Raw genomic sequence first — 22,188 nt, forward strand, 5'->3', positions numbered from 1 at the left:
GCGGCTGAGCGGCGCGTAACGCAACCGTATCAATAGGACGCAAGAACGTGGTTTCCGCTGGTGGGAGGGGCCGATCGCCGTCTACCGGACGTGTCCGGGCGTACCATGGTGAATTGCCGGTCGCCGATCACCGTGCCCGTCGCGGACATCGGTTACGGTGTCGCTGTCACGGCGACGCGGCCCCGGTGATGCCGGTCACGGTGCCCAAGAGGTTGCGGAGGAGCGCAATGCTAACCCTGGGCGAGGTCCACACCGGACTCCTACAGAACTCCAGCTCGCTCTCGCTGGAGAACACCGCCCAACTCCTCGACTTCCTGGTCGGCCAGCGGGTGCGCCGGTCCGAGCGCCCGATCGCGTACGCGGTCTCGCCGGACCAGCTCACCGGGGTGGACTGCCGGCTGCCGACCCGCTCCGGCAGCCGTACCAGGGGCGTCGGGACGGTGGTCTCGCACGCGGCGGTGACCGGCGGGCACGTGTTGCAGGGCTCCACCTACACCCGGCTGGACCGGGCCGCCAGCAACCGCCGGCTGATCTGGTCGCACTACCTGTCCCGGCCCGGCTGGGTGGAGACGATCGGCAAGGTCGACATCCGGGACGTGGCCCAGGGCTTCCTCGGGCCCACCTACCAGCCGCAGACGCTCAACCTGGGCGCGATCAGCGCCCGGCTGATCGACGCGGTGCAGAGCTCGTCCCGGCTGGACCGCCGCCCGCCGTTCCGGACCAAACGCACCCGGCTGCGCTGGGCGGTGCTGCCGGCCGCCGACCCGGGGACCGAGGCGCACGGAAAGTTCCGGATCGAGTCCGACACGCTGCGCACCCTGGAACTGACGGCGCCGCAGGAGACCGTACCGGCGCTGGTGGAGTTCTGCGAGGACCTCGCGCTGCACGACTGGCTGCTCACCACGCTGCTGTCGCTGATCGAGTTCAGCCTCACCGGGCCCGGCACCCGGACGCAGAAGATCGACCGGCTCCGCCCGGCGATCGACTGCCTGCTGCACCTCTGGATGCCGGCCGCCCGGCTGGACGAGTCGGTGCTGCCGGTCTGGCGGGATCTCGAACACCGGCCGGGGTTCACCCGGCAGTGGCAGACCTCGGTGACCCGGATCCGCGACCAGGTCACGCTCAGCACCATCGCCCTACTGGAGGCTTCGCCCCGCTGACCGCCGGGCCACCAGGTTGACCGCCGGCGTCTGCCCGGCGCCGGTCGGTCAATCGGCGCCGGGCGGGCGGGCGGAGAGTTCCCGCCAGGTGTCCGGCCCGGCCAGCAGGGTCCGGACCACGTCGTACGCCGCGTCCTCGCTGTCGAACTCGTAGAACCGGGAGATCCCTTCAGCTCCGCCGGCGCGCTGCTCCACGTGCCACTGGTCGGCATCCGCCCGGAGGTAGACATCGCGCCGTGCCAGGCGCCCCCACTTGCCGTTCCACCAGTGCTTTCGTTGTTCCATGCCGGGACCTTATCGAACGTACGTTCGAGAAGATCGCCGGGTGCCGGACCCGTCATCCGGGCAGGTGACGCCGCGGGCTCAGGGGCGGCGCGGCGCCGGCGGGTACTGCTGGCCGAAGCGCTCGTCCGGGCCCTCGGGGTGCCGGTTCGGCGCCCGGCCGGCGGCGACCAGCGCGTCACGGATCTCGGTGAGCAGCTTGATCTCCTCGCTCGGCGCGGCCGGTGCCGGCTCCTCGCCCCGCCGGCGCCGCTCGGCGAGCTTGTTCATCGGGAAGACCACCAGGAAGTAGAGCACGGCGGCGGTCATCAGGAAGGTGATGACGCCGTTGATGAAGGCCGCCCAGTCGATCACGGCGTCGTTGGGCAACTCCCAGGTGCCCGCCTCGATGCCTTTGCCGTCACCGAACATGCTGATCAGCGGCTTCAGGAACGAGTTGGTGAACTGGTTGACCAGGCTGGTGAAGGCCGCACCGATGACCACGCCGACGGCGAGGTCGACGACGTTGCCCCGCATGATGAAGTCTTTGAAGCCCTTGAGCATTGGCGTCTCCAGGTTGCCGGATTCGTGTCGGTCGACAACCTAGTGCCCAGTGCGGTGCGGACGAAAAGCGGTGGCCGGCGGCCAGCGGAGGACCGGCGGGATGGTGCCGTCAGTCGGTGCCGGCGGGGCCGCCGGCCACCGCCTCGTCCACCGTGGCGTGGGTCTGGAGCACCTCCACCAGGCCACTGACCTCAAGGATGCGCAGCACCCCCCGGCGCGGCGCGGCCAGCCGGACCATGCCGCCGGCCTCGTCGGCGCTGTTGCGGGCGCGAACGAAGACGGAGAGCCCGGTGGAGTCGCAGAACGTCAGTTCGGCCAGGTTGAACACCAGCCGGGTGTGCCCCTTCTCCAGCAGGTCCGTGATCTGGTCCTGAAGTTTCGGCGCGGTGGCCATGTCGAGTTCGCCCGCGACCGACACGACGACGACGTCGGCCCGCTCCTCGGTGTGCACCGTCAGGGACATTCGCGACCTCCTGGGATATCGGTCGAACCGTACTCCACAACCGGCCCGGTACGCATGACGGGCGGCGGAAGTCAGCCGTCGGCCCGATGCGGGAGTCGGACCTGATCCGCTCTGCGCGAACAGGGGTTACCGGATGTCACCCGAGCCGGGCACCATCGCCGGATGCGAACCCTCGTCCTCGGCGGCACCGTGTTCCTCGGTCGGGCCGTCGCCCGGCAGGCCCTCGCCGCCGGCCACGACGTCACCTGCGCTGCCCGGGGCTCGTCCGGGGACCCGGTGGACGGCGTCCGCTTCGTCCGGGTGGACCGCACCGACCCGGCCGGCCTGGCCGCGCTCACCGGCGACTTCGACGCGGTCGTCGACGTGGCCCGGCGCCCCGACCAGGTCCGGCACGCGGTGACCGCGCTCGCCGGTCGGGTGGGGCACTTCACGTTCGTCTCGACCGCCTCGGTGTACGCGGACACCGCCACCGTCGGCCAGCGGGTCGACACCGCCCCGGTACTGGCACCCGCGGCCCGGGACGCGGAGGACCCGGAGCTCTCCGCGGAGTCGTACGGCGCCTGCAAGGTGACCTGTGAGCAGATCGTGACGGAGGCGTTCGGTGCCGACCGGCTCTTCGTCTGCCGGGCCGGGCTGATCGTCGGGCCGGAGGATCCGAGCGGGCGCTTCGCATACTGGGTCCGGCGGGCGGCCCGGGGTGGCGAGGTCCTCGCGCCCGGCTCGCCGGACGACGCGGTGCAGCTCGTGGACGTACGCGACCTGGCCGCCTGGATCGTCCCGGCCGCTGAACGCGGACTCACCGGCACGTACGACGGCACCGGCGCGCCGATGACCCGGGCCGGGTTCCTGGCCGACGTACTCCCCGACGGCGCCGTCCTGAGCTGGGTGGCCCAGGAGTTCCTGGCGGAGCAGGGGGTGCAGCCCTGGTCCGGCCCGCGGTCGCTGCCGCTCTGGCTGCCGGTGCCCGAGTACGCCGGCTTCCTGGCCCGGGACGTGACTCCCAGCCTGGCGGCCGGGCTGCGGACGCGGCCGCTGGCCGAGACGGCTCGGGACACCGCCGCCTGGCTCGCCACGGCCGGCCCGGAGGCGGACCGGCGGATCGGCCTCACCGAGGCCGAGGAGGCCGAGGTACTGGCCGCGTGGCAGGCCCGCTGACCCGGCCCGGCTCACCACTCCGGCCCGCCCGCTGACCCGGTCCGGTCCGCCACGCCGGTCGCCCCGGCTATCCGGTGCGGACCTGGATTCCGGGTGAGGTGGCGGAGGCGCGTAGCCGGAGCCGGACGATCCGGGCGTCGGGCGGAATGTCGTAGACGACCGCCCCGGTGACCCGGTTGCCGGGGTTGATCTCGCTGAGGAAGCCGAGCTGGTCGGCGTTGGCGAGCAGCCCGGCCGAACTGTCCACCCCGAACCGCTGCCCCGCCGGCCCGTACGCGATCTGCAGGCTGTCCTGGAACGTCACCGGTCGCAGGCCCAGGTTGCGCACCGCCAGGCCGACCACGCAGAACTGCCCGATCGCGAGCTGGCTGACCAGCGGGTCGCCGACCTCGGTGAGCCCGCAGCGCACCTCCTGCACCTGGAACTCGAGATCGCCGTCCCGGGCCGGCTGGTTGAGGCCGACGACCCGGGGGCCGCGGTCGCGCAGCCCGGTGTAGAAGTCCGGCCCCCAGGTCAGCGCGACCACGGCGGCGGCCACGCAGCAGCAGGAGAGGACCGCGGCGACGAGGCCGAGGAGGAACCACCACCGCCGGTCGGTCGGGCGCACGAACTCGGGAGCCTTTGCGGTGCCGCCCGGCGGTGGTCGGCCCGCCTCCGGCCCGGCCCCGCCCTCCGGCCCGGTCGGTCGGGGTGCCCAGATCGGCGGCTGCGGCGTCGGCGGCGGGTACCCGCTCAGCGGCGGGGTGCTGACCCGCGTCTCCGGCGTGGACCAGTCCGGCGGTGCCTCGGCGGGCGGCGAGGATTGCGCTGCGGCGGGCCGTTCGGGACGCGGCGGGGAGGGTGGGCCCGCGCCGGGCGCGACCGTGTCCGGGAAGCGACCGGTCAACGGGAGCGGATCCGGTACCTCGTCGCCCGTCGGTCCGGCCGCCGGATCCGGGGTCGGCTCCCGGGTCGGCCCCTCCGGCGGCGGTGGGTCGATCGCCCAGTCCCACGACTGAGGGACCGGCTCGGTTGGCCGGTCCCCGCCCGTTGGCGGATCGCCGGAACCGGCGCCGGGCCGGTACGGCTGCTCGCCGGGCTGGTCGGCGCTGGTCATCACGATCCTCGTATCATCCGGGGCCTCTGGAAAATAGTAGGCTTTAGCCGTATTCATCCCAGTGGGATCGTCATCTTCGTACCCGACGGCGGGGCGGGGGGGGCTCCGGCCGAACCGCTCCGGACCGGGGGGTGAGCGCAGTGGCAGGATGATCCGGTGGATCTCGTTACCGTCGATGACGTACGGGCCGCGGCGGGGGACCTGACCGGTGTGGTGCTGCGTACGCCCCTGCTGCCCTGCCGCTGGGACGACCAGCTCTGGCTGAAGCCGGAGAGCCTGCAACCGGTCGGCTCGTTCAAGCTGCGTGGTGCGATGCACGCGGTGGCCCGGCTCGACGCCGACCGGCGGGCCCGAGGCGTGGTCACGCACTCCTCCGGCAACCATGGGCAGGCGCTCGCCTACGCCGCCCGGGCCCGGGGCGTGTCGTGCACGGTGGTGATTCCCGAGGGTGCTCCGGCGGCAAAGGTCGACCAGGTACGCGCTCTCGGCGCCGAGGTACGCATGGTCGCCCCGGCCGATCGGCTGGCGGTCGCCGAGTCGATCGCCGCCGATCAGGGGCGGACCCTGATCCCGCCCTTCGACGACCGGCGGATCATCGCCGGCCAGGGCACCATCGGGCTGGAGGTGCTCGACGACCTGCCCGAGCTGGACGTGCTGCTGGTGCCGGTCGGCGGCGGCGGGCTCGCCTCCGGGGTCGCCACCGCGGTCAAGGCGCTGCGCCCGGGTGCCCGGGTCATCGGGGTCGAGCCGGCACTCGCCGCCGACGCCGCCGAGTCGCTGCGCGGCGGCGAGCTGCGCCAGTGGGAACCGGCCCGCACCTATCGGACCAGCGCGGACGGGCTGCGGACCAACCTCTCCGCGCTGACCTTCGCACACCTGCGCGCCCGGCTGGACGGCATCGTGACGGTCAGCGAGGAGGAGATCGCCGCCGCGACGACCCGGTTGGTCCGGGGCGCCCGGCTGGTGGTGGAGCCGAGCGGCGCGGTGGCCACCGCCGCCCGGATGTTCCACGCCGCCGAGCTGCCCGCCGGGCGTACGGTGGCGGTGGTCAGCGGCGGCAACGTCGACCCGGCGGTACTGGCGGCCGCCGTCGGCCGCCCCGACGCGGGCTGACGGCGCGGATGCGGCCCGACCGAGCCGACCGGCGGCATTCCCTACATTGGAACCATGGCTGACCGGACCGGTGCGAGCGCCTCGGACAAGACGTTCGCCGTGTTGGAGGCACTGGTCGAGCACAGCCGGCTGACCGACATCGCGGCGGCGACGAACCTGCCGAAGGCGACCGTGCACCGGATTCTCCAGGTGATGGTCGAGCGCGGGCTGGCCCGACCCACCGGCAACGGGGACTACTTCACCGGCCCCCGGATGCTCGCGCTGGCCGGCCGGGTGATGCACCGGCTGGACCTGCCCGCCCGGGTACGCCCCGAGTTGGAGGAGCTGCAACGGCGCACCGGCCGTACGGTGCACCTGGCGCTGCTGCATGGTGACGAGGCGGTCTACGTGGCCAAGGTGGAGGCGGGCAAGCCGTACCAGCTCGCCTCCCGGGTCGGGATGAGCCTCGACCTGCACAGTACGTCGATCGGCAAGGCGGTCCTGGCGACCCTGGACGACGACCGGGTGGTGGCGCTCGCCGAGCGGACCGGGCTGCGCCGGCACACGCCAGGCACGATCGTCGAGGTCGGGCCGCTACTCGCCGAGCTCGCCACGGTCCGGTCCCGGGGCTGGGCCGAGGACCACGAGGAGAACGAGCCCGGGGTCTCCGCGACCGGTGCGGCGGTGTACGACCACGCCGGGCACGTGATCGGCGGGCTGAGCGCGGCGACGCTCAGCTACGAGGCGGCGGACCAGTCGGCGGACGAGGTGGGCCGGCAGGTGGTCGAGGCCGCCGGAGAGGTCTCCCGGGCCCTCGGCGCCCGCACCGTCCCGAGCTGACCTGGCCGATCCGGCCCGGCCCCTGTCCCGGGCCGATCGGGCCCGGCGCCCGCCTCTGGTGACTCGGCGCCCCGGTGCCTGTCTCGGGTCGATCCGAATTGTTTCCATCCGGTTGCGCTGGTCGGTGTTACGGGCCAGACTGTGACGAAGGTTACTGTGGAACGGTGTTCCGTAGGGCGGAACGGCGTGCTCCGGAGGTGACGCCAGATGGCGCGCGGCGAGGACCGGAACCGGATCGACGACAGCGCGGCGGCGCACCGTCCGCCGTCCTGGTCGACCGTGCCGAGCAGCCACGCGCCGGACCACCCCGCACGGCCGGTCGACGACGAGATGCCGCCGGTCGCCGTACCGGCGGACGAACTGGTGGAGATCGCCGCCCGGATCCTCACCACCGCCGGCAGCCCGGAGCCGCCCGCCCGGGCCGTCGCCACCTCGCTGGTCGAGTCCGACCTGGTCGGGCACGACTCGCACGGGGTACGCCGGCTGATCCCGTACGTCGACGCGGTGCGCGGCGGCATGATCGACCCCTCGGCCGACCCCGTCATCCGACGCCGGCACCGAGCCACCGCGGTCGTCGACGGCCGGCGCGGGTTCGGCCAGCTCGCCGCCCGGCTGGCCGTGACCGAGGCCCGCGAACTCGCCCGGGAGTACGGCGTCGGCGTGGTGACGATCGGCAACTGCAACCACATCGGCCGGCTCGGCGAGTACGTGCAACTGCTCGCCGAGACGGACGCGATCGGGCTGGCCTTCTGCAACATCAACCCGACCGTCGCCCCGTACGGCGGCCGGGAGCGCCGGCTCGGCACCAACCCGCTCGCCTGGTCGGCGCCCCGGGCCGAGGGGCGGCCACCGGTGGTGGTCGACTTCGCCACCTCGGCGATCGCCGAGGGCAAGCTCGCGCTCTCGCTGGCCCGGCAGGAACGGGTCGGTGCCGGCCTGCTGGTCGACGCGGAGGGCCGGGATTCCACCGACCCGTCCGACTTCTACGCCGGAGGCGCGCTGCTGCCGTTCGGCCAGCACAAGGGCTACGGCCTCAGCGTGATGATCGAGATCGTCGGCGGGCTGCTCTCCGGCGCCGGAATCTCCAGCCTGCCCGGCTACGACAACACCAACGGCACCGTACTGATCGCCATCGACATCGGGACCTTCCTGCCGGTGTCCGCCTTCCGGACCCGGTCGGAGGGGTTCTGCCGGCTGCTCGGCGACACCGCGCCCGCCGTCGAGCGCGACCCCGGCCCGGACGGCGTGCTGGTGCCCGGCGAGAAGGAGGCGCACACCCGCGCCGCCCGGATCTCCGACGGGATCCCGCTCGCCCCGTCCACCTGGCGCGAACTGGCCGAACTGCCGGGCGGGCCCGAGCTGCCCGCCGTACCCGTACCCCACCCCCGAAGCCGCGCGGACCGCGCGGCCCCCTCGCCCGAGGAGGATCGTGATGACATCGCCGGTGGACCCCGCGCCCCCGCCTGAGCCCGAGACCGCCTCCGCGCCGTCCGACCAGGAGACCACCCCACCCGCCGAGCTGCGCCGGGTCGTCTCGGCGTCGCTGGTCGGCACCGCCCTGGAGTGGTACGACTTCTTCATCTACGGCACCGCCGCCGCGCTGGTCTTCGACGAGATCTTCTTCCCGGACGCCGAGCCGGCGGTCGGCACGCTCGTCGCGTTCGCCACCTTCGGGGTGGCGTTCCTGTTCCGCCCGGTCGGCGGGTTCTTCTTCGGCCGGCTCGGTGACCGGATCGGCCGGCGCTCCACACTGATCATCACCACCCTGGTGATGGGCATCGCGACCGGGCTGATCGGTCTGCTGCCGACGTACGACCAGATCGGGGTCTGGGCGCCGATCCTGCTGGTGCTGATGCGGATCTGCCAGGGGCTCGGCGCCGGAGCCGAGTTCGGCGGCGCGTCGACCCTGCTCGCCGAGCACGCCCCACCGCAGCGGCGCGGCTACTACGCCTCGTACGCCCAGACCGGGGTGCAGATCGGTCTGGTGCTCGGTACCGTCTCGTTCCTGCTGGTCGGGATGCTCCCCGACGACCAGCTCGAATCCTGGGGCTGGCGGATCCCGTTCCTGGCCAGCTTCCTGATGATCTTCGTGACCGTCTACGTACGGCTCCGGGTCACCGAGTCGCCGGTGTTCCGCCGGCTGGAGCGCAGCCGGACGGTGGTGCGGACCCCCGTCCTGGACACCCTGAGGCTGTACCCCCGCAACTTCCTGGTCGGGATCGGCGCGCACATCTGCGACACCGCGATCGTCTACATCTTCGCCACCTTCAGCGTCGCCTACCTGACCAACGAACTCGACCGGCCGCGCTGGGTGGCGCTGACCGGCGTGATCCTGATGGGCCTGGTGGTGATCGCGGTCCAGCCGGTCTACGGCGCGCTGTCGGACCGGATCGGCCGCAAGCCGCTCAACGTGTTCAGCGTGGTCTTCACCGCCGCCTTCGCCTTCCCGTACTTCTGGCTGCTCAACTCCGAGGTGACGGTGCTGATCTGGCTGGCCCTGATCATTGCCGGTGGCATCGGCTTCGCACCGATGATCGCCGTACAGCCGGCGTTCTATGCGGAGCTGTTCGGTGCCGGGGTGCGGTACACCGGGTTCGCCGCCTCCCGGGAGATCGGCGCCGCCATCTCCGGCTTCTCCCCGCTGGTCGCGGCGGCACTGCTCAGCACCGCTGACGGCTCGCCCTGGCTGGTCGCGCTCTGGATCATCTTCACCGCGGTCGTTTCGCTGGTGGCGTTCGTGGTCGCCCGGGAGACCCGGACGATGGACATCGGCGCCGTGCACGCGTACCAGGAGGAACCGGGCGGGAAGGCGGCGGACGGGCCGCCGACGGCCTCGACTCCGATGGAGACCGCGCGATGAAGCTGGAGAAGACCGTCGCGGTGGTCACCGGCGGTGGTACCGGGATCGGCCGGGCGGTCAGCCTGGCGCTGGCCCGGGCCGGCGCGGACGCCGTGGTGGTCAACTTCAGCCGGTCGCGGGCGGAGGCCGAGGAGACCGCGGCGCAGGCCCGGGAGTGGGCCGGCCGGTCCCGCGCGGTCGCCGCCGACGTCACCGACGACACCCAGGTACGCACCATGGCCGAGCAGGTGCTCGCCAGCTTCGGCCGGGTCGACGTGCTGGTCAACAACGCCGGCGGTACCCGGGCGGTGGAGCACGCCGACCTGGACGGGCTGTCCGACGAGGTCTGGCGGGACGTACTCGACGTCAACCTGCTCGGCGCGTTTCGCTGCGCCCGCGCCTTCGCCCCCGCGCTGCGGTCCTCCGGCGGCGCGATCGTGAACATCTCGTCCATCTCCGGCTACCGCGCCGGCGGCTCCTCGATCGCGTACGGGGTGAGCAAGGCGGCGATGCTCCAGCTCACCCGCAACCTGGCGGTGGCGCTCGCCCCCGAGGTACGGGTCAACGCGGTGGCGCCCGGCACGGTGCAGCACACCCGCTGGCAGCCCGGCCTGCACGGCGAGCAGGGCTTCGCGCAGCGCAGTGCCCGGGAGCGGGAGGTGGTGCCGCTGCGCCGCACCGCCGACCCGGAACACGTGGCGCAGGCGGTGCTCGGGCTGCTCGGCATGGACATGGTCACCGGCGAGGCGGTCATCGTCGACGGCGGAAAACACGTCGTGTACTGATCGAGCCGGTTTCCGCGGCGGGGTGGAGTTAGCTCCACCCCGCCCCGGGACCTGACGCTCCTGACCCGGCGGCCCGCCGCTGGTGTGCTCGACTGGTGAGCACAGTTACCGCCGCCGCAACGGCCGCCCGGACCCGCATCCCCGATCTCGACGCACTGCGCGCCTTCGCGCTGCTCGGCATCCTCGTAGTCAACATCACCTTCGTCGCCACCGGCTACAGCTTGAACGTCACCGACCCGGCGTACGACTCGTGGCTGGACGACGCGGTGCGCTGGTTCAACCTGAGCTTCTTCGGAATGAAGTTCTACCTGCTCTTCTCGTTCATGTTCGGCTACAGCTTCGTGCTCCAGACGGAGGCGGCGGCGCGGGCCGGGGCGGAGTTCCGGCCCCGGATGGTACGCCGGCTGCTCGGCCTGCTCGCCCTCGGTGCGATCAACATGGTGTTCCTGATCAGCGGCGACATCCTCACCGTCTACGCGCTGCTCGGCGCGATCCTGCTGGCGATGCGCGGGGTACGGGACCGCACGGCGCTGATCGTCGCCGCCGCGCTCTACGGCTATCTGCTGCTGGGCATAGGGTCGAGCATCCTGTTCCTGGACACGTCGAGCTACTTCGACCAGGCCAGCCAGATCGCCGCCGCCGAGGAGTCGACCGCGAACCTGGCCGGCGGATTCGGCTCGGTGGTCCACGAGCACATCGCGATCCTGCCGCTCTACGCTCTCTCCCAGGTGACCGTGCAGGGTCCGACCACCCTGGCGATGTTCCTGCTCGGCATGGTCGCCGCCCGCCGGGGGCTGCTGGTCGGGCTCACCGGCCGGGAGCGGTGGCTGCGGATCGTCCAACTCGTCGGTTTTCCGGTGGGGATCGCCGGTGGCGCGGTCTACGCCTCGCTCGGCGGCAACGGCGACACCCTCGGCGTGCTGGTGAGTGCGATGACCGCGCCGCTGCTGGCCGCCGCGTACGCCGCGACGCTGGTCCGGGTGGTGCACAGCGAGCGTGGCCGGTGGCTCGGCACGACGCTGGCCCCGGCCGGCCGGATGGCGCTGTCGAACTATCTCGGCCAGTCCGTCGCCATGCTGCTGATCTTCACCGGGGTCGGCTTCGGCCTGGTGGGTCAGGTGTCGCCGCTGGAGATGCTGGTCTTCGCGGTCGCCATCTTCGTCGGCCAGGTGGTGGTCAGCCGCCGGTGGCTGGAGCGGCACGGGCACGGCCCGGCCGAGTGGCTGCTGCGCTGGTTCACCAACGCGGAACGCCCCGCCTGGCGGCGCCGCCCGCTCAGCCGGCCGCAGGTTGGCTAGTCACCGGGACCGGAGTCGCCGCGCGCTCGTCGTACCTCGCACGGGCCGCAGCGATCTCGTCGAGGTGGGACTCGGTCCAGTGCACCAGCGCCTGGATGGTGTGGTGCAGGGTGACGCCGAGCGGGGTGAGCGCGTAGTCCACCCGGGGCGGTACGACCGGGTGGACGGTGCGGTGCACGAGCCCGTCGCGTTCGAGCTGGCGCAGTGTGACGGTGAGCATCCGCTGGCTGATCCCGTCGACCTCCCGGCGCAACTCGGTGAAGCGCAGGCTCTGCCGGTCGAGCAGGGCGATGACCAGCAGGGACCACTTGTCGGCGATCCGGTCGAGGATCTGGCGGACCTCGCAGTCCTCGCGGCCGTCCCACTGCCTGGCCGTGTAGTCGCCCTCGGTTCCGGTGCAGTAACCGGGTGACTTCGAAGTGCCTTCTTCCACGATGGTCAAGCCTGACCGACGATCTCCTTGGTTACAAGAGGGAACTGGCCAGCCGGGTGGTAACCGAACGACGCGCCCCGGCGGTTTCCTCGCGCGTACCCATCGCCTCACGAGGAGCGGTCCGTTGCCCAGTTCACCGTCAACCCAGCAATCCGGCGCCCCGCACCGGCTCGATCCACGCGCCTGGGGCGTACTCGTGGTGATGTGCGGGGCGATCTTCCTGGAGGGCATCGACGTGGCGATGCTCAACGTCGCCCTGCCGTCGATCCGCGCCGACCTCGGCCTGTCGACCGGCGCGCTGCAATGGGTGATGAGCGCCTATGTCCTCGGCTACGGCGGCTTCATGCTGCTCGGCGGTCGCGCCGCCGACCTGTACGGCCGGCGCCGGATGTTCCTCTGCTGGCTGCTCGTCTTCCTGCTCTTCTCCGGACTCGGTGGCCTGGCGACTGAGAGCTGGATGCTCATCCTGGCCCGGTTCGTCACCGGCGTCGCCGCCGCGTTCATGACCCCCGCCGGGCTCTCGATCATCACCACCAGCATTCCGGAGGGACCGCAGCGCAACCGGGCGCTGCTGGTCTACGCCGGGATCGCCTCCGGCGGCTACTCACTCGGGCTCGTCGTGGGCGGCCTGCTGACGGCGATCGACTGGCGGTGGGTCTTCTTCGCCCCGGTACTCCTCGCGCTTGTCCTGCTGATCGTGGCGGTACCGCTGGTGCCGAGGTCGCCGCGGCCCGGGCCGATTGGCCAGGGGGTCGACCTGGCCGGCGCGGTCACCGTGACCGCCGCCCTGCTGCTGCTCGTGCTGGCGGTCGAGCGGGCCACCCACACCAGCGCCGTGCAGACCGTCGGTACGGCCGCCGCGTCGCTGGCCCTGCTCGGCGCGTTCCTCACCATCGAGGCGCGGTCGCGTGCCCCACTGGTCCGGCTCGGCATCCTCCGCTCCGGAGCGCTGGTCCGGGCGAACATCACCGGGCTGCTCTTCCTCGCCGCCTTCTTCGGGTTCCAGTTTGTCGCCGTGCTCTACCTGCAGGAGCTGCGCGGCTGGTCGACTCTGGAGACGAGTCTCGCCCTGCTGGCCGTCAGCGTGGACATCGTGCTCGCCCCGCTGTTGACGCCCCGGCTCGTCGCCCGGTACGGCAATCCCCGGGTGATCCTCGGCGGCCTGCTCCTCGCCGCCGTCGCGTACGCGCTGTTCCTGCGGATCGGCCCGGACACGACGTACGCGGCGATGTTCCCGACGGTGATCATCCTCGGGGTGGCGTTCGCGCTGGTCTACGGACCGCTCACCATCGCCGCCACCGACGGGATCGAGCATCGGGAGCAGGGCCTGGCCGGTGGGCTGCTCTACACGTCGATCCAGTTCGGTGCCGCCCTCGGGCTCTCCGTGGTGGCTGCCGTCAACGTCGCCGCCACCGGCGCCGGCGCCAGCCCGGCGGCGATGCTCGACGGCTACCGCGCGGCCCTGGTGGTGCCGCTTGCCGCCATCGTCGTCGCGGCCGTGGTCACCGCCTTCGGGGTCCGCCGCCGAGCCGATGCGGGAAATGTCGGCCCGGGGGACGGGGCCGACCTGCCGGCCGCCGCCGTCAGGGCACCGGCGGAATCCGGCCGCTGACCTCTATCGGGTACGGGCCAGCCTCGGCCTCGCGGCTGGCCCGTACCCATTGGGACGTCACCGGGTTGCCGTTGCCGGGTCAGATGCGACGGGTCGGGAGACGGGGGCACCGGCCGGAGGTGGGCCGCCCGTGAAGTACGAACGGGACTCGGCGGTGCCGGCCGCCTCGTCGACGTCGGCGATGACATTGGTGGTGACGTGTCTGGTCCGCGGCGTCCCGTCGTCGTACAGCCGCAGCGTGTCGTGGGCCAGTCGCTCGACCGCGTCCCGACCGTCCATTGTCTCGCCGCTGCCCAGCGTGAAGCTGGCGTCGGCGAGCAGGTCGGCGAGCCCGGCGAAGTCCCCGGTGTCCACGAGTTCGGCATACGTGAAGATCAGATTCTCGATCGCCCGGTGGCTGGGCAGCTCGACGGGCGGGGCGTCGGCGAAACGGTCGGTGTCCATCTGGCTGCCTCCGGGCAGGTGAGATGCCGGGCGGAGGTGGCCGAGGTCAACTGTACTGTCGCGCGGCTGGCCATGCCTGGGGGTCGGCCGTGCCGATGGACCGGGCGTACCAGCGACCGGCCCCGCACCGGGATCGGTGCGGGGCCGGGGTCGCGGCGGGTCGGCGTGCCGCCGCGCGTCTGACGGGTCAGGCACGCCGCCACTTCTGGTTGGCGCCGCCCGTGCACTCCCAGAGCTGGAGCTTGGCGCCGTTGGCCGTGCTCCAGTCGCGTACGTCGACGCACTTGTTCGCCTGCGGGTTCACCAGGTCGCCGGCCGCACTCAGCACGAACTGCTGGGCCGGATTGCCGTTGCAGCCGACGATCTGGATGTTGGCGCCGTTGGCCGTCGAGCCGTTCGCCACATCCATGCACTTGCCGAGGGCCCGGACCGTACCGCCGGTGAAGGTCCAGCGCTGGGCGGCGGTGCCGTTGCAGTCCCAGATCTGCAACTGGGTGCCGTCGGCCGGGTTCGCGCCCGGTACGTCGATGCACTTGTTGCCGATTCCGATGAGCTGGCTGCCGGTGCCCGGGTTGCCGCCGCCGGTGTTCCAGGCCCAGACCCGGACGTAGTCGACCAGCATCTGCTGCGGGAACGTGGTGCTGCCGTCCGGGTACCCCGGCCAGTGGCCGCCGACCGCGATGTTCATGATCATGAAGAACGGGTGGTCGTAGACCCAGCGGTTGCCGTTCAGGTCGGCCGGGGTCTTGCGGCCGTACTGGATGCCGTCGACGTACCAGGTGATCGAGTCCGGCGCCCAGTCCACGGTGAAGGTGTGGAAGGCGTCGGCGAACGCCTGGCCACCAGGGAGCGTGTAGCGGGAGCTGATCGCGCTGCCGCCGGAGTAGCCGGGGCCGTGCAGCGTGCCGTACACGTTGCCGGGCTCGCGGCCGATGTTCTCCATGATGTCGATCTCGCCCATGTCCGGCCAGGGCATGCCGCCGAGCATCCAGAACGCCGGCCAGATGCCCTGACCGCGCGGCAGCTTCATCCGGGTCTCGAACCGGCCGTACGTCTGGGTGAAGCGGTCCGCGGTGAGCAGCCGGGCCGAGGTGTACTGGCAATAGCCGTAGTGGCACTGGTAGTTCGCCGGGTTCTCCCGGCGGGCGGTGATCACCAGGTTGCCGTTGCCGTCGTGCGCCGCGTTGCTGGTGCTGTTGGTGTAGTACTGCTGCTCGTTGTTGCCCCAGCCGCCGCCGCCGATGTCGTGCTTCCACTTGCTGCCGTCGGGCGGGGTGCCGGCTGGCGCGTTGAACTCGTCGCTCCAGGTGAGCGCGCCCGGCTCAGCGACGGCCGGGCTCGGTGGGGTCACCACCAGCGTCGCGGCCAGCAGGGCCAGGACGAGGGTGGCTCGGCGTGTACGCATGTCAATGTTTCTACGCCAGAGAGCGCTTTCTTGCAAGGTTGTTAACTAAAAAGAAGGTTGCGGAGCCGCAGTCTGTCGAGAGGACCGCCCCTGGATCGAATCGCCCTGCTGTGCGAGCGAGGTCCGTCGTAGACGGTGGCCCGCTTGTGGGGCATCGGCAAGGGCTAGCCAGGTATCGCCGCCCACGAAAATATCTCTCGGAGTAGTTGCGTCGACACCCACAGCTCTCTCGGCTGGAGGCGCCACGACGCAACTCGACCTGCTCGATAGCCGCGACCGGACGCCACTTGAGGCACCCCGATTTCGAGCGGCTTACCACTACCACTGCCACGAACCGGGCTGCGGTGGGCACCGGCAAGGAATCCTGGACTGGGAACTCGTCGTCCTGCAACGCAATCTGCGGGGCCGCTCCGACGACGAGGTGCGGCGAGCCGTGGAACAGAAGTTCCTGCACGAACTCTGCGGGCCTGGTCGCGATGTCGCCTTCTACGTCGGCAACCAGGCCAAGCGGGTCGATACGTTCAGCGTCCTCGGGGTCTACTGGCCGCCCCACCGATAGGACGCCGCTCGTGTGCCGCTTGGAGCACCAGGTCCCGGTGACACTGCCGCTGGTCAGCCTCGAAACAGAGCAGCGCGACGAGTTCCCGCTGGCTCGCGGCGGCGAGTGCGTCGAGTGCGTCGACGGCCTCCGGCCGGGCGAGCAGTCCGGCGTAGATCGCCCGGGCCTGGGCGAGCGTTTCCGGAGAGCCGGTGAATCCAGGCCGGTTGTCCTTCGGATTTCCCAGCTCACGTCGGTGTTCGTAGGCGATCCCCGCCTCGCCGAGCGCCTGCCCGAGCGCTGACTTGCTGAACCCCCGCTTCCGGGAGATCGGGGTGAGCCGTACGTCCACCAGACGTGACACGCCCATCGTGACCAGGTCTGCCACGAAGTCCCCGATGTCCCGGCCCTCGTAACCCACGCCGACCAGTCCGGAGCGGTCGTCCGTCAAGACCGTCATGCGAGTCACCCTTCCACAACCTTGCGCTTTACGCGGCCACGCCCAGCCGGTCGAGGATCCAGGCGGCGACGAACGCCTCCTCCTTCCAGGAGTCGTAGCGCCCGCTCGGGCCGCCGTGCCCGGCACCCATCTCCGTCTTGAGCAGGTACGACCCCTGCGGTGCGACGGCCCGGAGCCGGGCGACCCACTTCGCCGGCTCGTGGTAGAGCACCCGGGTGTCGTTCAGGCTGGTGACGGCGAGGATCGGCGGGTAGTCCTGCGCGGTGACGTTCTCGTACGGCGAGTACGACTTCATGTACGCGTACACCTCGGGGTCGGCCAGCGGGTTGCCCCACTCCTCCCACTCGGTGACGGTGAGCGGCAGCGACGGGTCGAGGATCGAGTTGAGCGGGTCGACGAACGGCACCTGCGCGACGATCCCGGCGAAGGCGTCCGGGGCGATGTTCGCCACCGCGCCCATCAGCAGCCCGCCGGCCGAGCCGCCCCGGGCGACCAGCCGGTCCGCCGAGGTCCAACCGGCCTTGACCAGGTGCCGGGCGGTGGCCACGAAGTCGGTGAAGGTGTTCTTCTTGCTCAGCAGCTTGCCGGTCTCGTACCACCGGCGGCCCAGTTCACCGCCGCCGCGCACGTGCGCCACGGCGAAGACGACGCCCCGGTCCAGCAGGGAGAGCCGGGGGATCGAGAACCACGGGTCCATGCTGGCCTCGTAGGAGCCGTAGCCGTAGAGCACGCACGGGGCCGAGCCGTCCCGGGGGGTGCCGACCCGGCAGACCAGCGAGATCGGTATCCGGGTCCCGTCGTCGGCCAGCGCCCAGTCCCGGTGCTGCTCGTAGCCGGCCGGGTCGAAGTCGCCGAGCACCGGCTTCCGCTTGCGCAGCACCATCTCCCGGGTGACCAGGTCGTAGTCGTAGACCGAGTCGGGGGTGGTCAGCGAGGCGTAGTGCAGCCGGACGCTGGTGGTCTGGTATTCGGGGTTGCTGTCCAGCCCGACGTTGTAGAGCGGTTCCGGGAAGTCGATGTCGTACGACTCGGTGCTACCCACCGGCAGCACCCGGATCCCGGTCAGCCCGGCCGTACGCAGCGACACCACGATGTGGTTGGCGAAGGCGTCGACCGCCTCCAGCCGGGTGCCGGGAGTGTGCTCGATCATCGGCACCCAGTCCCCGGGCGCGTCCGCTGAGGTGTACGCGAGCGCGAAGTCCTCCGCGCCGTCGTTGTGCAGGATCAGGAGGCGATGCCCGTGGTGCTCGACCGAGTATTCGACGCCCTGCCGGCGGGGCGCGATCACCGCCGGCTCGCCCGTCGGGTTGCTGGCCGGGATGACCCGTACCTCGCTGGTCACCTTGCTGTGCGAGTCGATGACGACGAAGTTCTCCGAACGGGTCAGCCCGACGCCGACCCAGAACCGCTCGTCGTCCTCCTGGTAGACGATCTCGTCGGCATCCGGTGCCGTGCCGACGGTGTGCCGCCACACCCGGTAGGGCCGCCAGCTCTCGTCCACGGTCAGGTAGAACAGCGTGGAGCCGTCGGCCGACCAGGCGCTGCCGTAGAAGGTGTCCGGTACCTCGTCGGCGAGCACCTCGCCGGTGGAGAGGTCCTTGACCCGCAGGGTGAACCGCTCGTCGCCGGCGAAGTCGGTGGAGTAGGCGAGCCAGCGCCCGTCCGGGCTGACGTCGAAGGTGCCGAGCGCGAAGAAGTCGTGCCCCTGCGCCAGTGCGTTGCCGTCGAGCAGGATCTCCTCGCCGTCGAGTGGTGCGCCGTCCTCCGGCATCGGCGGGGCCGTCTCGCCGTCCCGTACCGATCGGCGGCAGTGGATGCCGTACTGCTCGCCTTCGACCGTCCGGGTGTAGTACCAGTGGCCGTTCTTGCGGGTCGGCACCGATAGATCGGTTTCTTTCGTCCGCCGCTTCGTCTCGTTGAACAGCGTCTCCCGCAGCAGGCCGAGCCGGGCCGTGGTCTGCTCGGTGTAGGCGTTCTCGGCGGTCAGGTAGCCGATCGTGTCCGGGTCGTCCTTGTCGGCGAGCCAGGCGTACTCGTCGATCACCGTGTCGCCGTGGTGGGTGCGCTCGGTCGGCACCCGCTTGGCGACGGGGGCGGCGGTCGTCTCAGTGGTCACCCGGTCACGTTACCCGTCCGGCTGGCCGGTGGGCGGCCCGGTGCGGCCCGGGGCGTTGCCGAAAATTAGTACATGTGTACGATGACCAAGGTGGGGGAGATTTCGATAGAACGGCGCGGGGGCGCTGACATCGCACGGCGACTGGCGGGCATCTGCGGTGCCCACTTCGCCCGGGCCGCGGGAGCGGCCGACGGGGTGGCCGGCGCGGCGGCCCGCTGGGTCGCGGCGCCGGGCAGTCCGGAGGCGGTCACCGAGGTGGTCCGGCTCGCCGCCGAGCACGACCTCTCGGTGGTCGCCCGGGGGGCCGGCACCAAACTCGACTGGGGCATGCCCCCGTCACAGGTCGACATCGTGCTGGACACCGGGCGGCTCGCCGGGGTCTGGCAGCAGCCGGAGGGCGAGCTGGTCGCCGAGATCGGGGCCGGCACACCGGTCCGGGCCGCCGAGGCGATCCTGGAACGGACCGGCCGCCGGCTGCCGATCGACGTGCCCTCGGTCGGCGCCACCGTCGGGGGCGTGGTCGCGGCCGACGAGAGCGGTCCGCTGCGGCACCTGCACGGCCGGCCCTGCGACCAACTCGTCGGGGTGAGCTACGTGGACGCCTCGGGGGTGCTCGCGCACGCCCGGGCCGGCGCGACCGGCCGTCCCGGGGAGCGGCCCGATGCGGTGCCGGCCCATCCCGACGTCGCCCGGCTGCTCTGCGGGTCGCAGGGTGCGCTCGGCGTGCTGGTCTCGGCGACCCTGCGGGTGCAGCCGATCCCGGCGAGCCGGAGTTGGGTGGTCCGTTCGGTCTGGACCCCGCTGGAGGTGCACGACCTGGTCCGTGCCGTCCTCGACGCCGAGCTGCGGCCGACCGCGATCGAGGTCGACCTGCCCGGCGGCCGGGCGCCGACGACCGGCCGCGGCGTCCGGCGCCCCGGCTCCGGCGGGCACCTTCCGCCGGACGGGCCGGGTGCCACGGGGGCACCCGGCCCGTCCGGACGGGCCGGCGGGCGAGGTTGGTTCGAGGCCCCGGGCCGGCCCGGCGTGCGAAGCCGATCCTCGGGCGCAGGTGGATCCGGTGATCGGGGACAGCCCGGGCTCGGCGGCGGTCCCGGGCCGCGCGGCCAGTTCGGCGAGCCCGGTTCCGGCAGCCTGGCCGTATTGCTCGAAGGCGGGCCGGCAGAGGTGGCCGAACGGACGGCCCGGTTGACCGCGCTGCTCGGCGGCGACGCCCAGGTGGTCGGGGCGGCGCCGGGGTGGTGGCGCCGCTATCCGTTCCAGCCCGACCAGGTGGCGCTGCGCATCGAGGTGTCGATCGGCGACCTGCACGCCGCCATCTACGCGCTGCGGGACGCCGCCGGGGCGCCGGTGCCGGTACGCGGCTCGGCCGGGCTCGGTGTCGTGCACGCCGCGCTGTCGGCCGACTCGTCACCGGAGCGGGTCGGCGCCATCCTGGACGGCGTACGCGCGGTGCTGCGCGCCCGTTCCGGCCGCTGCGTGGTGGTCGCCGCTCCGGCCCGGATCCGCGAAGCCGTGGATGTCTGGGGCGAACTGCCCGACCTGCCGATGCTGCGCCGGGTCAAGGAGTACTTCGATCCGGCCCGACGACTCGCCCCCGGGCGCTATCCGGGCGGCATCTGACCCGATAGCCGAACCCGCGCGTCGCCGGTGTGCGGCGTGGACGCCGCCATGAGACGGCAAGTAGCCCTCGGGCCGCGTCCCCTTGTGGTTACTATGCGTGCTTATGGGACTAACCAACCTTTCGACAACTCATGAGACATTCTTGGGAAAACAGGCAGATATTCGCCTCAACCTGGGCTGTGGACTACGGGCTCCGGCCGGCTGGATCAACATCGACAGGTCACCAAGTTTGACTCTGGCGCGCGTACCGGGTGCCAGATCGTTCCTCCGCCGAGCCGGCGTCCTCAGCGAGGAACACATGGTCCCCTGGCCACGGTCCATCAAGCAGTTCGACGTAACCGAGCCGCTGCCGTATCCAAACGGCTCGGTCTCCGCGATCTACTCATCGCACACACTGGAACATCTCTATTACGACCAGGCCCTCCTGCTCCTGCGTGAGTGCCATCGGACGCTCCGTCCAGGCGGGATAATCCGGCTCGCTCTGCCCGACGCCCAGGTACTGGCCCGTCGACTCCTCTCCGCCGCAGGCGACGAAGCCGCCGCTGCCGGCCTGGAGTTCACCAAGAACCTGCTGATGGGTCCACTCTCCCGGCCGACCCGCAGACAGCGAGTGGTCACCCGGTTCTCCAGCTCGTCCCATCGTTGGCAGCCGACGCCGGCATTGGTGCACGAGATGCTGCGCCAGGCCGGATTCCCGAAGCCACAACCACGCGAGTTCCTGGTCGGCGCCCTACCCGGGCTGGCCGATGTGGAGCACCGACCGGACAGCCTGTTCGTGGAGGCCATCCGCTGATCCCGAAGACCCTAGCCGAGAAGGAACAGGGGAAAGATCCGATCATGATCGTCTTCGTCGTCGAGTGTCCCAGCCCGTATCACACGCCGGTGCTCAACCGGCTACAGGAGGAGCTGGGCGACCAGCTATGCGTGTTCTACCTCTACGGCGCCGACACCTCCCACGGCTGGGGCCATGTCGCGGCGACGCACCGCTACATCGTGCTCGACCACCTCCGCGGCCAGGTCGCACTCGCCAAGGCTCTCCTGTCGCCGAAGCTGCGGGCGGTAGGCGTGTACGGATACCGCGGCCTGGCCAGGCTGGTCTCGGCGAACGTCGCCCGGTTGCGTGGTCTCCCGCTCGTGTTGCGGGGTGCGGCCAACGTCCGCGACGAATCGTCCCGGCCGGCGTTCCGCCGACTACTCAAACGCTGGTACCTAAGGATGCTGTTGGGGCAGCCGGAGGTGTGGACGAACGGATCGGCCAACACCGCATACTGGCGGCTGTTGGGCCTGCGACGGCACCATCTGATCCCGTACGCGCTGCAACAACTGCCGGGAAACGAGTCAGGAGCCGCGGCGCTACGAGCCGGGCTCGGGCTCACCGAGCGTTTCGTCTTCACCTTCGTGGGCAGGCTTGAACCGATCAAGGGCGTCACCGACCTTCTGCAGGCGTACGACGTCGTACGCCAGACGGTGCCCGACGGCACCACCGCTCTCGTCATTGTCGGTAGTGGGTCGCTGGAACCGCAGGTCCGCCAGTACGTCGACGCCCACGACGACTGCCGCTACCTTGGCACGATTCCCCAGCAGCGGCTGGGTGCCGTGTACGCCGCGGCGGACGTCTTCGTGGCTCCGTCCCACCGCGAGCCGTGGGGTTGGGTGATCAACGAGGCACTGGGTTTCGGCACGCGGGTCATCGCGTCGGTCGAAATGGCCTCCGCGGACGATTTGTGCACCGAGGAGACGGGCCGCCGCTGCCCCGTGGCGGACCCGCCCGCGCTCGCCTCCGCGATGCTCGCCGAATACCGGACCGGTCCGCGACGCGCGCGACGGCTGGAGTGCATGGACACCGCCCGGCTCATGGCGGACCGACTGCGCGAGCTGACCGGACACCGGATCTCCGTGCGGTTGCCACGGCCTCACGACAATGGCTCTGCCTCAGACACCGCAACCGGCCCGGATGTGTCGCTACCCCCGGAGGGTGCCCGCCACCTCTGACGACATCGGGCT

Annotated in this window: 21 protein-coding genes; 12 read left to right on the plus strand and 9 right to left on the minus strand. The window is 71.5% G+C overall.

Annotated features, from left to right (window positions below; all coding sequences use genetic code 11):
• Nucleotides 1-227 precede the first annotated feature (227 nt).
• The gene (locus tag AAH979_RS14905; RefSeq protein ID WP_346258691.1) at nucleotides 228-1,160 is read left to right on the plus strand and encodes an SCO2521 family protein; all 933 of its coding nucleotides are present in this window, start codon (nucleotides 228-230) and stop codon (nucleotides 1,158-1,160) included.
• 48 nt (nucleotides 1,161-1,208) lie between these two features.
• On the opposite strand, the gene AAH979_RS14910 is transcribed toward AAH979_RS14905, so the two are convergent.
• From AAH979_RS14910 to AAH979_RS14920, 3 genes are all read right to left on the minus strand, one after another.
• Nucleotides 1,209-1,445, minus strand: a complete 237-nt coding sequence (locus tag AAH979_RS14910) for a hypothetical protein (protein WP_318402136.1) — start codon at nucleotides 1,443-1,445, stop codon at nucleotides 1,209-1,211.
• A gap of 78 nt (nucleotides 1,446-1,523) precedes the next feature.
• Nucleotides 1,524-1,985, minus strand: a complete 462-nt coding sequence (gene mscL, locus AAH979_RS14915; RefSeq protein WP_346258692.1) for a large conductance mechanosensitive channel protein MscL — start codon at nucleotides 1,983-1,985, stop codon at nucleotides 1,524-1,526.
• Nucleotides 1,986-2,094: 109 nt separating this feature from the next.
• Nucleotides 2,095-2,448: an STAS domain-containing protein gene (locus AAH979_RS14920; RefSeq protein ID WP_346258693.1), complete on the minus strand. Its 354-nt coding sequence runs from the start codon at nucleotides 2,446-2,448 to the stop codon at nucleotides 2,095-2,097.
• Nucleotides 2,449-2,610: 162 nt separating this feature from the next.
• Here AAH979_RS14920 and AAH979_RS14925 point away from each other — a divergent pair, with 162 nt between their 5' ends.
• Entirely contained in the window at nucleotides 2,611-3,603 is a 993-nt protein-coding gene (locus AAH979_RS14925; protein ID WP_346258694.1) for an NAD-dependent epimerase/dehydratase family protein, read from the plus strand.
• A 67-nt stretch (nucleotides 3,604-3,670) separates the two neighbouring features.
• Here AAH979_RS14925 and AAH979_RS14930 read toward each other — a convergent pair whose 3' ends face one another.
• Entirely contained in the window at nucleotides 3,671-4,699 is a 1,029-nt protein-coding gene (locus tag AAH979_RS14930) for a DUF4352 domain-containing protein (protein WP_346258695.1), read from the minus strand.
• A 156-nt stretch (nucleotides 4,700-4,855) separates the two neighbouring features.
• On the opposite strand from AAH979_RS14930, the gene AAH979_RS14935 reads away from it, so the two are divergent.
• From AAH979_RS14935 to AAH979_RS14960, 6 genes are all read left to right on the plus strand, one after another.
• Nucleotides 4,856-5,812, plus strand: a complete 957-nt coding sequence (locus AAH979_RS14935) for a threonine/serine dehydratase (protein ID WP_346258696.1) — start codon at nucleotides 4,856-4,858, stop codon at nucleotides 5,810-5,812.
• Between the two features lie 54 nt (nucleotides 5,813-5,866).
• Nucleotides 5,867-6,631, plus strand: a complete 765-nt coding sequence (locus tag AAH979_RS14940) for an IclR family transcriptional regulator (RefSeq protein ID WP_346258697.1) — start codon at nucleotides 5,867-5,869, stop codon at nucleotides 6,629-6,631.
• A gap of 207 nt (nucleotides 6,632-6,838) precedes the next feature.
• Complete coding sequence (locus AAH979_RS14945; RefSeq protein ID WP_346258698.1) at nucleotides 6,839-8,098, plus strand: Ldh family oxidoreductase; 1,260 nt, start codon at nucleotides 6,839-6,841, stop codon at nucleotides 8,096-8,098.
• Nucleotides 8,064-9,491 (plus strand): MFS transporter, encoded by a 1,428-nt coding sequence (locus tag AAH979_RS14950; RefSeq protein ID WP_346258699.1) that lies wholly within the window; start codon nucleotides 8,064-8,066, stop codon nucleotides 9,489-9,491. Before AAH979_RS14945 ends, AAH979_RS14950 begins: the two co-directional genes overlap by 35 nt.
• The gene (locus tag AAH979_RS14955; RefSeq protein WP_346258700.1) at nucleotides 9,488-10,255 is read left to right on the plus strand and encodes an SDR family oxidoreductase; all 768 of its coding nucleotides are present in this window, start codon (nucleotides 9,488-9,490) and stop codon (nucleotides 10,253-10,255) included. The genes AAH979_RS14950 and AAH979_RS14955 overlap by 4 nt, the downstream gene beginning before the upstream one ends.
• 95 nt (nucleotides 10,256-10,350) lie before the next feature.
• Entirely contained in the window at nucleotides 10,351-11,553 is a 1,203-nt protein-coding gene (locus AAH979_RS14960; RefSeq protein WP_346258701.1) for a DUF418 domain-containing protein, read from the plus strand.
• Here the strand turns inward: AAH979_RS14960 and AAH979_RS14965 are convergent.
• Nucleotides 11,531-11,884, minus strand: coding sequence for a helix-turn-helix domain-containing protein (locus AAH979_RS14965; protein ID WP_346258839.1), 354 nt, complete (start codon nucleotides 11,882-11,884; stop codon nucleotides 11,531-11,533). The two genes, AAH979_RS14960 and AAH979_RS14965, sit on opposite strands and share 23 nt — an antisense overlap.
• 226 nt (nucleotides 11,885-12,110) lie before the next feature.
• On the opposite strand from AAH979_RS14965, the gene AAH979_RS14970 reads away from it, so the two are divergent.
• Nucleotides 12,111-13,598 (plus strand): MFS transporter, encoded by a 1,488-nt coding sequence (locus tag AAH979_RS14970; RefSeq protein ID WP_346258702.1) that lies wholly within the window; start codon nucleotides 12,111-12,113, stop codon nucleotides 13,596-13,598.
• 57 nt (nucleotides 13,599-13,655) lie between these two features.
• On the opposite strand, the gene AAH979_RS14975 is transcribed toward AAH979_RS14970, so the two are convergent.
• From AAH979_RS14975 to AAH979_RS14990, 4 genes are all read right to left on the minus strand, one after another.
• Complete coding sequence (locus AAH979_RS14975; protein WP_346258703.1) at nucleotides 13,656-14,042, minus strand: nuclear transport factor 2 family protein; 387 nt, start codon at nucleotides 14,040-14,042, stop codon at nucleotides 13,656-13,658.
• A 187-nt stretch (nucleotides 14,043-14,229) separates the two neighbouring features.
• On the minus strand, nucleotides 14,230-15,447 hold the full coding sequence (locus tag AAH979_RS14980; RefSeq protein WP_346258704.1) for a family 16 glycosylhydrolase: 1,218 nt from the start codon (nucleotides 15,445-15,447) through the stop codon (nucleotides 14,230-14,232).
• Nucleotides 15,448-15,968: 521 nt separating this feature from the next.
• Nucleotides 15,969-16,445, minus strand: a complete 477-nt coding sequence (locus AAH979_RS14985; protein ID WP_346258705.1) for a DUF488 domain-containing protein — start codon at nucleotides 16,443-16,445, stop codon at nucleotides 15,969-15,971.
• Between the two features lie 28 nt (nucleotides 16,446-16,473).
• Nucleotides 16,474-18,561, minus strand: coding sequence for a S9 family peptidase (locus AAH979_RS14990; RefSeq protein WP_346258706.1), 2,088 nt, complete (start codon nucleotides 18,559-18,561; stop codon nucleotides 16,474-16,476).
• A 90-nt stretch (nucleotides 18,562-18,651) separates the two neighbouring features.
• On the opposite strand from AAH979_RS14990, the gene AAH979_RS14995 reads away from it, so the two are divergent.
• The 3 genes from AAH979_RS14995 to AAH979_RS15005 all read left to right on the plus strand — a co-directional run bounded on the left by AAH979_RS14995 (nucleotide 18,652) and on the right by AAH979_RS15005 (nucleotide 22,176).
• Nucleotides 18,652-20,184 (plus strand): FAD-binding oxidoreductase, encoded by a 1,533-nt coding sequence (locus tag AAH979_RS14995; RefSeq protein ID WP_346258707.1) that lies wholly within the window; start codon nucleotides 18,652-18,654, stop codon nucleotides 20,182-20,184.
• 103 nt (nucleotides 20,185-20,287) lie between these two features.
• Nucleotides 20,288-20,977, plus strand: a complete 690-nt coding sequence (locus tag AAH979_RS15000) for a methyltransferase domain-containing protein (protein ID WP_346258708.1) — start codon at nucleotides 20,288-20,290, stop codon at nucleotides 20,975-20,977.
• Nucleotides 20,978-21,021: 44 nt separating this feature from the next.
• Complete coding sequence (locus tag AAH979_RS15005) at nucleotides 21,022-22,176, plus strand: glycosyltransferase (RefSeq protein ID WP_346258709.1); 1,155 nt, start codon at nucleotides 21,022-21,024, stop codon at nucleotides 22,174-22,176.
• Nucleotides 22,177-22,188: the final 12 nt, after the last annotated feature.

Origin of the sequence: Plantactinospora sp. ZYX-F-223, assembly GCF_039649625.1 — a bacterium.
In the GTDB taxonomy this organism is placed as follows: Bacteria; Actinomycetota; Actinomycetes; order Mycobacteriales; family Micromonosporaceae; genus Plantactinospora.